Source organism: Protofrankia sp. CiP1_Cm_nod3, from assembly GCF_982290655.1.
Genome location: NZ_CEVIVD010000143.1, coordinates 1 through 10272, shown reverse-complemented (window position 1 = coordinate 10272; position 10272 = coordinate 1). Strand labels below are relative to the sequence as shown.

At 68.3% G+C, this 10272-nt stretch carries 11 protein-coding genes and 1 tRNA gene; 6 read left to right on the top strand and 6 right to left on the bottom strand.

What is annotated here, in order from left to right:
- Together AC5LUJ_RS20155 and AC5LUJ_RS20150 are read right to left on the bottom strand one after the other, a co-directional pair.
- Positions 1-1725, bottom strand: a 1725-nt coding sequence (locus tag AC5LUJ_RS20155; RefSeq protein WP_493465515.1) for a serine/threonine-protein kinase, incomplete at its 3' end; no start/stop codon positions are given.
- A gap of 123 nt (positions 1726-1848) precedes the next feature.
- Positions 1849-3522, bottom strand: coding sequence for an MFS transporter (locus AC5LUJ_RS20150; protein WP_250281223.1), 1674 nt, complete (start codon positions 3520-3522; stop codon positions 1849-1851).
- A gap of 147 nt (positions 3523-3669) precedes the next feature.
- Between AC5LUJ_RS20150 and AC5LUJ_RS20145 the strand changes: the two genes are divergently transcribed.
- Together AC5LUJ_RS20145 and AC5LUJ_RS20140 are read left to right on the top strand one after the other, a co-directional pair.
- Positions 3670-4185, top strand: a complete 516-nt coding sequence (locus tag AC5LUJ_RS20145; protein WP_250281222.1) for a metallophosphoesterase family protein — start codon at positions 3670-3672, stop codon at positions 4183-4185.
- Between the two features lie 68 nt (positions 4186-4253).
- Positions 4254-4326 (top strand) — tRNA-Arg (locus tag AC5LUJ_RS20140).
- A gap of 131 nt (positions 4327-4457) precedes the next feature.
- Here the strand turns inward: AC5LUJ_RS20140 and AC5LUJ_RS20135 are convergent.
- The 3 genes from AC5LUJ_RS20135 to AC5LUJ_RS20125 all read right to left on the bottom strand — a co-directional run bounded on the left by AC5LUJ_RS20135 (position 4458) and on the right by AC5LUJ_RS20125 (position 6974).
- Positions 4458-4775 (bottom strand): helix-turn-helix domain-containing protein, encoded by a 318-nt coding sequence (locus AC5LUJ_RS20135; RefSeq protein WP_250281220.1) that lies wholly within the window; start codon positions 4773-4775, stop codon positions 4458-4460.
- Positions 4772-5194, bottom strand: coding sequence for a type II toxin-antitoxin system RelE/ParE family toxin (locus AC5LUJ_RS20130; protein ID WP_493465514.1), 423 nt, complete (start codon positions 5192-5194; stop codon positions 4772-4774). The genes AC5LUJ_RS20135 and AC5LUJ_RS20130 overlap by 4 nt, the downstream gene beginning before the upstream one ends.
- 263 nt (positions 5195-5457) lie before the next feature.
- Positions 5458-6974, bottom strand: a protein-coding gene (locus AC5LUJ_RS20125; RefSeq protein WP_445548178.1) for an IS3 family transposase whose coding sequence is annotated in 2 segments (ribosomal slippage) — positions 5458-6620 and positions 6620-6974 — 1518 coding nt in all. Because the reading frame shifts where the segments join, the coding sequence is not laid out codon by codon here.
- A gap of 139 nt (positions 6975-7113) precedes the next feature.
- Between AC5LUJ_RS20125 and AC5LUJ_RS20120 the strand changes: the two genes are divergently transcribed.
- Positions 7114-7392, top strand: a complete 279-nt coding sequence (locus AC5LUJ_RS20120; RefSeq protein ID WP_445548177.1) for a C40 family peptidase — start codon at positions 7114-7116, stop codon at positions 7390-7392.
- Between the two features lie 62 nt (positions 7393-7454).
- Here AC5LUJ_RS20120 and AC5LUJ_RS20115 read toward each other — a convergent pair whose 3' ends face one another.
- Positions 7455-7952, bottom strand: coding sequence for a winged helix-turn-helix transcriptional regulator (locus AC5LUJ_RS20115; RefSeq protein ID WP_250281218.1), 498 nt, complete (start codon positions 7950-7952; stop codon positions 7455-7457).
- 109 nt (positions 7953-8061) lie between these two features.
- Between AC5LUJ_RS20115 and AC5LUJ_RS20110 the strand changes: the two genes are divergently transcribed.
- The 3 genes from AC5LUJ_RS20110 to AC5LUJ_RS20100 all read left to right on the top strand — a co-directional run bounded on the left by AC5LUJ_RS20110 (position 8062) and on the right by AC5LUJ_RS20100 (position 9967).
- Positions 8062-8850, top strand: a complete 789-nt coding sequence (locus tag AC5LUJ_RS20110; RefSeq protein ID WP_250289529.1) for an SDR family oxidoreductase — start codon at positions 8062-8064, stop codon at positions 8848-8850.
- Between the two features lie 29 nt (positions 8851-8879).
- The gene (locus AC5LUJ_RS20105) at positions 8880-9239 is read left to right on the top strand and encodes a nuclear transport factor 2-like protein (protein WP_250281214.1); all 360 of its coding nucleotides are present in this window, start codon (positions 8880-8882) and stop codon (positions 9237-9239) included.
- Positions 9240-9520: 281 nt separating this feature from the next.
- On the top strand, positions 9521-9967 hold the full coding sequence (locus AC5LUJ_RS20100; protein WP_250289522.1) for a C40 family peptidase: 447 nt from the start codon (positions 9521-9523) through the stop codon (positions 9965-9967).
- Positions 9968-10272 lie beyond the last annotated feature (305 nt).

The following is a 10272-nucleotide window of genomic DNA, read 5'->3' as shown; positions in this document are numbered from 1 at the left end:
CGTGACGCTGCGGGGCTGCGCGAACAACGTGGCGAGAAGCAGCACACCAGCGATCGCGGAGGTTCCGACCAGGCTCGGCTGCCCGGCGAGGACATAAGCCTTCCAATGCAGCTCCGCGGGGGCGAACACGACGACGCCCATACCACCGACGAGCAGGCAGAAGACTGTCCACCGGCCGAAGGTCCAGCCGGCGGTCCAGCCCCGCCAGCCCAGGACGACGACCAACGCTGCGGCGGCACCCGTTATGATCAGCCACCCGCCGACGTCAAGCGAGGAGCCGAACTCCTCCTGGGCGAAGCCGAGCTCCGCGACCGACATGACGGACAGACCGGCCACACATCCGGCCGCGAAATCACGCCAGGCACCCCGGCGGTTCCCGGCCACCAGACCGACAAGCATCACCGGCAGCGCAAGGAACGCCACCGTGAACTCCCCGAAAACGTCCCATATGTCGTAATAACCGATAATCGTCGGTATCCGCGCGGTGTTGGCCCGCGAGATCACGGGGATGGCCGTAAGCACAGCCGCCACCAGCAGAACCGCCAGAACTGGCACCGGCATTGGCGACGAACGGCCGAAGCGTCCCTGCTGGGGTGGCCCGGGTGGAGTGAGGAGCCCACGTCGGTCCGCTCCGGGCGGTGGAGGCTGCGGCGGGGGCGGCACCGGGGGCTGCGCATTCCAGAGAGCACCCTGGACGGGCTGTTCCTCGGCCTCCCACGGCGGGAGCGGAGGCCCGACCCGGGTGTGGCCCGTTTCAGGCGATGGCGGTGGGGTCTGCCATCCTGGCCAGCCAGCTGCCTGACCGTGGCCGGCGGATGGCCGAGACGGCCCGAACGGACCGGCTGCCGACGCGTCATCCAGGCCAAGACCACCGCGGATGACACGGGTAGCGACCCGTTCGGCCTCGGTAACGCCGTAGATTTGCCTTCCGGTGAGGCTGGCCACCGCACCAACGGCGGTGCAGCGCTGTGCCGGCGGCTTCGCCAGCGCCCAGGCGACCACGGAGGCGAACGGCTCCGGAACCCCTTCGAGATCGGGAGCGTCTCCCAGGACCCGGGCCATCGACGCCGCCGGTGTCCCGGCCGCGAACGGATGCCGGCCCGTCGCGGCGAACGCGACGCAGGTACCCCAGGCGAAGATGTCGGCGGCAGGCCCGGCTCGTTCTCCGGAAAGCTGCTCGGGAGCCATCCAGGCGATGGTCCCGATGCTGAAGCCGGTTTTCGTGTTCATGGTGGCGTCCGAGAGCCGAGCGATGCCGAAATCGATGACCTTCGGCCCGTCCCAGTCCATGATGATGTTCGCGGGTTTGAGATCGCGATGCACCACGCCAGCCGCGTGGATGACGACCAGGGCCTCGGCAAGACCAACGGCAAGGCTCATCAACGTCGGGCCGTCCAGACGGCCGCGGCGGCGTACCGCGTCCGCCAGGCTCACCCCGTCGACGTAGGCGGTCGCCATCCAGGGGCGAGGAGCGTCCACATCAGCGTCCAGGACCTCGGCCACAAAAGCGCCACGGACGCGCCGGGCAGCGGTGACCTCCTGGCGAAAACGGGCCCGGAACTCGGGATCCGCCGCCACGTTCAGGTGCGGAAGCTTGATCGCTACAGGCGTGTCATCAGGAGCGAAGGCCTGATAGACCACGCCCATTCCACCTTCGCCGAGACGGCCGTGCAGCCGGTAGGGCCCGACAGAACGCGGATCGTCAGCAGCCAGTGGCGCCAGCACCGGCTCCCCTCTCGCCAGCCCCCATCACGAGCGGAGAGTACCCGACCGGACCAGCCCGACCCACCTTCCAGTCAGAAACCAGCCAGACATCCGACGGCCCTCGACACGTCCGCGACAGGGCCATCACCGAGGCTGGACGGACGAAACGGACAAAGCAGGCGCGAGGACCGCCACCGTCGCGGCAAGAGCAACCACAACGATCATAGCGGCACGCAGGCTGATCATTTCTGCGAGCCCTCCGACGATCGGGGGGCCTATCAACCAGCCGACATAACCAAAGCTCATAACCCTGGCAACAGCGGCCCCAGCGGACGGGGACCGACCGGAAGCACGAATGCCAAGCCGCCCTGCCGCCGATATCGTCGACGGGACGACACATGCCATTCCGATACCAATGATGCCAAAACCCACGATTCCGCCAGGTACGCCGATAGCGGTGTCCGCGACGGCCAGCGCGGAGAGGAACACGACACTCGTGGCCCCAGCCGAAACCCGGACCAGGCAGGCGGCCCCGACGGCGGCCGTCACCCTGTCCCCAGCCAGCCGCCCGACCAGCATCGTCCCCGCGAACAGGACGAAGCCGATGCCCGCGACATCCACGGACGCACCCGTCACATCCCGCAGGTAGAGGGTGCTCCAGTCCGCGGCCACACCCTCGCACAGGAAACTCGACAGGCAGATGAAACAGAGCATGTCAAGCGGACGGCCGGCCCCCCGGCGGATGTTCAGGCCATGCCGAAAACCGCGGGAACCCCGAGAAGCGCGCGGAGCGGACACCGCCTCGGGTGTCCGCTCCGCGGCCGTGCCGACCGCTCCGGATCCCCCCGTTTCCCCGGCGTCCCCGCTCTCATCGGCTCCCTTCCCGGCATCCTCGCCCTTCTTGTTCCTGGTCGGCTGGTTTTCCTCGTGCTCCTCGACAGCACCGAGCAGGGAGACCGGAGCCGACACAGGAAATACCGGACAATCACGATCATGAATTGGCACCACGGACTCGGTCATCACGACGCCGACAGCCGTATCCGTAATATTTCCGCCGTCCCGGCCGGTCGTGTCACCGGCAGCCCTGCCACTGACGGCAACATCTACACCCGCCACGTTATCGATACTCCCGGTATCGGCGACATTTCCCGCCACCGCCGGGTTCCTCGCATCCATCACGGGCGCACGACGCACGATCAGTGCATCGTCAGGAGCGGGCGCGTCACGCGGCAACATCATCAGAGTCGGCGGAAGACCGATGACGAGCCCGAGCGCGCCGACGCCGGCGAGCTGCCAGCCGAGCGGCGTCTCCGCGGCCGCGCCCGCCGCGCCCAGGGCCGCTCCGACAAGCGCACCGCCCGTCCACGCCGCGTGCAGCCCCGACATGATCGGACGCCCGTAGCGTCGCTCCACCTCGGTGGCCTGAGCGTTGACCGCGACGTCGAGCCCGCTGCCGCTGGCCCCCCAGAACGCAAGCAGCACGAACAACACGGGCAGGCTGCCGGCACCACCGATGAGCACACCGGCGGCGCAGTACAGGACAAGACTGACCCGGATCACGGGGACACTGCCGACACGCCCGACGAGAAGACCAATGGCCCACATGATCAGAACTGCGCCGGCCGGTGCTCCAAGTAACGCCAGCCCGAGCTCGCCCTCACTCAGCGCAAGCGACGCTTTCACCTCAGGGATGCGAGGAATCCAGGCCGCGAAGACGAAGGCATGAACGAAAAGGCCGGTCGCTGTTGCGACCCGAGCCGCCCGGGGCAGGGCGCCGCCCGGTGGTGACATCTCCGGCAACGGCTGTCCAGACACCACAGGAAGCGTACCTTCCGGCTTCTGCCCGTCCGAACGGAGCGCGACAGCCCTTCACGATTCATACATCGACGGCCCGCTGGCCACCCCGCGGCATTTTCGTGCTGACAGCCCGCTTTCCGGCCGAAGCCGGCGAGGCAGACTCGACGGATGAGGCTCGTCCTGCTGGCCGACACGCATGTGCCGTTCCGTGCCCGTGACCTGCCGGCCCCGGTGTGGGCAGCGGTCGACGACGCGGACACGGTGATCCATTCCGGCGACTGGGTCGACGTCGCCCTGCTGGAGCGGCTCCAGGCCAGAACTCCGCGCCTGATCGGCTGCTCCGGCAACAACGACGGACCCGAGATCCGCAAGCTGCTACCGGAGGTGGCACGTGTCGATCTCGACGGAGTCCGGACGGTGGTCGTGCACGAGACCGGGACAGCCACCGGCCGGAACCAGCGGGTCAGCGCCATCTACCCCGACGCCGGCCTGGTCGTCTTCGGCCACTCGCACATCCCCTGGGACGCCACGGTCCACCGGACGGGCGGCGCCGGACCGGTCCGGCTGCTCAACCCCGGCTCCCCGACGGACCGCCGCCGCCAGCCACACCACACGTTCATGACGGCATCGATCACCAACGGCCGCCTGGGGGACGTCACACCGCATCGGCTACCGCCACGCTGACGCCCGTTCGGAGATCGCGGGCCGATGCTGTACTCTTGCTCAGTCGGTCCGCTACCGTGGCCCGGCAGGCGCTCGTAGCTCAACGGATAGAGCACTTGACTACGGATCAAGAGGTTGGGGGTTCGAGTCCCTCCGAGCGCACGTCAGGTTGAGACAGGTCAGAGCCCCGCAGCCGATCACACGGCGCGGGGCTCTGGTCTTTCTGAAGCAGCGGGTGCAGCAACGGCCCTCAGCCCAGGAAGCCGTCGGGTGTGCTGCGGCGACGAAACAGGTCAAGCGATCGCGGCGATGTCCCCGTCGTCAAAGTAGATCGCCTGATGCAGCCGGCCACCAAGAGCGGCAGCGTATCTGGCGACCACGTCCTGACCGGAGAGTGAGCCCTGCTCGATCTGCGAGATCCGGCCCTTGGTCACCCCCATCCGCTCGGCCACCTGCTGCTGGGTCAGACCCCGCGCACGACGCACCTCGGCAAGCCGGTGCCCCACCGCGACCGCAAGAAGCTCCTGCTTGCCGGCGGCGACCGCCTCCTCCCCGCCGGCCCGGGCGACCTGCTCGGCACGGACATCAGCCCACCGTACGTGACCACTCATCGCCGATCACCCTCCTCCTGGCCGCGTTCCACCAGGTAGCTCTTGTAGCGTTGCTCCGCCAGTGGAATCGCTTCGTCGTACCAGGCGTTCCACTGCCCGGATTTGTCCCCGGCAACAAGCAGGATGCTCGAACGCCACGGATCGAAACAGAACAAGATCCGTACCGTGCCCGGTCTGAGTTCCTTCAGGTTCGGCAGCGACGAGCCGCTGATCGTGTCGACCAGCGGTCTCCCCAGCCCGGGGCCGGTCTCCGCGAGCAGGTCGATCGCCTGGACGACCCGCGCGTGTGTCGCGGCGTCCAGGCCGTCGATCCAGTCACGGACCTCGTTGACGAGGTAGACGTCCCACTGCCGCCCGTCCATCAAACGAGTATAGCTCTCACTAAACCATGGCACCGCGAAGACCACCAAGATGACCATAGTCAGAACGACTGACAGCCAAGTTGACAGCCAAGCCGGTGGACGAGGGTGGACGTTGGCGGACGCCCATGGACAGAGCCCACCAGGTCAGCGGACGGGGCGGACCTCTGCGAACGTCGACGGAAGATCTAAATCTAACTACGGGTCAAGAGGCTGGGGGTTCGAGCCCCTCCGAGCGCACAGTGTGCATCCCCAACCCGGTCGGTGTGCCACCGGCCGGGTTCGGAACTTGTCAAGATCTTTAAGACAAGATTCTTTGTGGATTACCCTGCATGCGTTCTCTGTCGGGGGACGACCTCCGATCGTTCGGGGATGCCGGCGGCGGCCGGTTCTGCTCGCTCGTCGGGCTTGTGGTTGATCCCGGCAGGCTGTGGGAGCGGCGGCGGAACCGGGCGCCGGTTCACGAACCGCTCCGGGTGCGCGGCGTAGGCCGCGTCGAGGACGCGGCCGCGGGCAGCGTGCACCGCCTCGGCCTGGCCGAAATACACGACCGCCGGCGCGAGATAGCCGATTCCCGAATGTCTGTGCTCGTGGTTGTACCAGGCGAAGAACCGGCGGCAGAACTGGCGCGCCTCGGCGAGGGTACCAAAGCGGTCAGGAAAGCCGGGCCGGTACTTCAGCGTCTTGAACTGGGACTCCGAGTACGGGTTGTCGTTCGAGACCCGCGGCCTGGAGTGCGACCGGACGATGTCGAGGTCCGCGTAGAGCATCGCGACCGTCTTCGACGTCATCGACGAGCCCCGGTCCGCGTGCACCGTCAGCCCCGACGTGTCGACGCCGTACTTCTCGCAGGTCTGCGTGACCAGCTCCTTCGCCAACTCGCCCGACTCGTTCGGCGCCAGCATCCAGCCCACGACATACCGGCTGAAGATATCGAGAATGACATACAGGTAGAAATAGCTGTGTTTCGACGGCCCCTTGATTTTCGTGATATCCCAGGTCCACACGCGGTGGGGCGCCTCCGCGAGCAGCTCGGGCTTCACGTGCGGCGGGTGCGTGGCCTGGGCGCGGCGCTCCCCGGTCTGGCCCTCGGCGGCCAGGATCCGGTAGAAGGTTCGCCAGGAGGCCAGGTAGACGCCCTCGTCGAGCAGCGTCGCCCACACGGACCGCGGCGACGCGTCGGCGAACCGCTCCGAGTCGAGCATCGCCAGCACCCGTGCCCGTTCCTCCGGGGACAGCGCCCGCGGCTGGGCGCGCTCCCGGTGCGGCTTCGGCGGGCGGCGCGGCGGAGCCGACGCGGGCGGCCGGTGGCGCCGGTAGAACGTCGCCCGCGACCGGCCCGTCAGCTCGCACGCCTTCTTCGCCCCGACGACGTCGGCCAGCTCGACCGCGCACGCGTCGGCTATCCGTTCTCCTTCGGCGACGATTCCCGGGTGATTCCGGGAATGCTCTCGGAGAGCGCCTCCACGAGCGCGTTGGCTTTTCCCATGATGTCCATCACGCGCCGGGACGCCTCGAGTTCCTTATCTTGCCGGGCCAGCCGCGCCCGCAACTGCTCGATCTCCTTGTCCCGCGGGTCGGGCGCAGGCCGGCCCCGCGGCTTCGAGAACGCCCCGGCCACGCCCTGGTCCCGCGCTCGGCGCCATTCCACCAGGTGCGCCGAGTACAACCGCTCCCGGCGCAGGATCGCGCCTTTCTCACCCGGCCTGGTCGCCGCGTCGTATTCCGCGAGAATCCGCGCCTTGTACTCCGCCGTGAACGTGCGCCGTTTCGCCTTCGGCTCGACCTCCGGATCAGGCCGGCCGGCCTCGGGCTCGTCCACCCGACCATCATCGACCAGGCCCTGCCCGGCCGTCAGCACCACTGCCACGATCTCCCTCTCCCAACCCCGCCCAAGCTAGCCTAGATGGGAAATATCTCCTGTCTCATCCCATCTTGGCAGGTAGGGCCTAACCCAGGTCGCCTACGCCGCGGCTTGCATCCAGCTCCCGCGCACCGCGCAGGCCCAATACGACGCCGGCCCGGCGCTGCCGGCCGGGGCGCCCCTGCAGGTGGGGGATCTCGTGTTCTTCGGAACGGATCAGAGTAAAGTCATGCATGTCGGCATCTACCTGGCTATGCAGGCCGGGCAGGCGCTGATGGTTGACGCTCCTCACGAGAGCGCCGACGTTCGTGTCGAGCCCTTCGCGGCGGCGGTTGGCGCGAGATGGGGGTCAGAGGTCTACCTCGGCGCCATCAGGGGACCGTCCGAGGGATGAGCGCGGAACCCTCTCTGTCGGGCTCGACCCGGCAGCCTGGTCGTTAGCCACCCCCCGGGGGGCTACGTGGCGTCGGCGGTAGAGATGTAGCGGGCGCGCATGGCCGAGCTGGCGGCGGGTCCCGCGGTGAAGACGTAGGCGTCGCTGTCGTCGAGGCGGCGGCCGGTCTTCGCGTCGATGACGACGGGTTCGACTTCTTCTCCGCTGGTCGCGTCGACGAGGATCATGCTGCGTTGCTCGGCGGGGAGGCGGGAATTGCCCCACGCCGCCAGTGTCACGATCACCGGGCGCAGCGAGCGGCCGAGGTCGGTCAGGACGTACTCGTGCCGGACCGGGTTGGTCTGGTAGGGGCGGCGTTCCAGCAGACCGTCGGCGACGAGGGTCTTGAGACGGGCGGTGAGCATGCTGGAGGAGATGCCGAGGCTGTCCTGGAACTGGTCGAAGCGGGTGTAGCCGTCGAAGGCGTCGTGCAGGATCAGCAGCGTCCACCACTCGCCGACGTGCTGCACCGTTGTCGACAGCGGGCACTCTCGGTCCTCGAGCCTGATCCGGCTCGCCATGGTGACCCCCTCCCCAGTAGCTGCTAAAGTCGAAGTCACTGACTTCTATTCTAGCAGTAGCTACGGGTGTGGGCCGGAGGATGGCCACACTCGGGAACAGGACGGCGTCATGACCTACATCCCTCCTACCGAATCCCTGCATGGCCGGCGTGCGCTGGTCACCGGCGGTACCGGAGGCACGGGCGCGGCCATCGCCCGGCGCCTCGCCCACGCCGACGCGACCGTGCTGGTGACCGGCCGCCGCCAGCCGGACGACCTCGATCCGAAGCTGTTCATCACCGCTGACCTCGCCACCGCCGCCGGGGCGGCGACCGTGGTGGCCGAAACGCTCGACCGCCTGGGCGGCGTCGACATCCTGGTCCACAATCTCGGCGGTTCCGAGGCACCGTCGGGCGGATTCGCCGCCCTCGGCGAGGACGACTGGGCCACCGAGTTGACCATCAACCTGCTGGCTGCGGTCCGCCTGGACCGCGGCCTGCTACCCGGCATGATCGAGGCCGGAAAGGGGGCCATCGTCCATGTCTCCTCCATCCAGCGCCGGATGCCACTGTGGAACGGCACCCTTGCCTACGCCGCCGCCAAGGCCGCGCTGACCACCTACAGCAAAGGGTTGGCCAACGAGGTCGCCCCGCGCGGGGTACGCGTCAACACCGTGTCGCCCGGCTTCATTCAGACCGCCGCGGCCGACGCTCTCGTCGACCGGCTCGCCCAGGGCGCCGGCATCAGCCGCCAGGATGCGTTGGCGGGGCTGATGGATTCCCTCGGCGGCATTCCGCTCGGGCGTCCCAACCGGCCCGACGAGGTCGCCGAACTGGTCGCCTTTCTTGTCTCCGACCGCGCTTCGTCGATCGTCGGCGCCGAGCACGTCATCGACGGCGGCACCACGCCGACCGTGTGATCCGTCCGCCCCTCACAGTCAGGACAGCCATGCGTGACAACGAGCCCCAGCCCATCGCCCCCGACGCGCTACCCGAGGTGATCGCCCGCTACCTGGCCTCGCACCGCACCCACAACACCCCGGCCGCGATCAGCGCGTTCACCACCGACGCCACCGTGATCGACGACGGCACCACCTACCACGGAACAGCAGCGATCGAAACCTGGCTGACCCGCTCGGCCAGCGAGTTCACCTACACCATCGAACTCACCGCCGCGCAGAAAACCGACCAGATCCACTACATCGCCACGAACCACCTCGAGGGCAACTTCCCCGGCGGCGTCGTCGATCTGCGCTACCAGTTCACCCTCCGCGACAACCTCATCGAACGCCTGGTCATCGAGCCCTGAACAGCGCTGGCGACAGACGGAAGACTCAACGCAAGGGTCAAACCGTGCGCCATCGACTCCATGGAGATCAGCAGACCAGGCAGCACCGCGGTGACCCACCGTCTTTCCCGGGCGGATCGCCGGCCGGGACCTGCGGTCAGATGCCAGCTCAGTCGCGGCAGGTGCGACAGCCTCACGCCACAACTGAATGATCCACTGCGCGGCGGGATTCCCCACGCCGGCGCACGTGAAGACTTCAGCGCCCAGATCACCGCGCTGGCCGACTGAAGTGTTCGGGTTCGGTGGACACCTACACCGCCCCCGAGACAGGGACCGGCAGCACGGGTGGAGCGGGTGCGGAAGACACGGCGCCGTCGACCGCCGCCCTGGTCGCCATCGACTACGCCACCGCCCAACTCGGCCTGCCCTACGAGTGGGGCGGCAACGGGCCCGCGTACGGGGAAGGCTTCGACTGTTCCGGACTGACGCAGGCCGCCTGGGCCGCCGCCGGGGTCCGGATCCCACGGACCGCCCAGACCCAATATGACGCCGGCCCGCGCCTCCCCGCCGACATCCCCCTCGCCCCCGGCGACCTGCTCTTCTACGGCACCCGAACCGCCATCCACCACGTCGCCCTCTATCTCGGCGGCGGGACAATCGTGACAGCGCCAGGCCGTGGAAAAACCATACGGATCTCATCGGCGCGATGGCCGGGAGACGACTATGCCGGTGCGACGAGACCGGGCTAAACGATCCCCCGCGAGAAGGTGGGGCCTGGCCGCCGTCAGGCTGGCGGACCGGACGGCGGACCGGCCCGGTGCGCGACGGCGGGTGGCTGTACCGGTTCCGGGGTGGTGGCCGGGACGAAACGGGGCCACCGGTTGTAGCCGACGTCCGGATCGTTCGATCGCAGCAGTCGGATATAGCTGATTTCCCGGCGGCTCACCTCCGCGTCGGTCGCGGTGTCGGACTCCCGGAGAATTTCTTTCCTGATGGTGAAGTCCCGTTGTTGTTCCGGGGTGAAGTCCGGGCGGGGTCAAACGGTCGTAGCGAC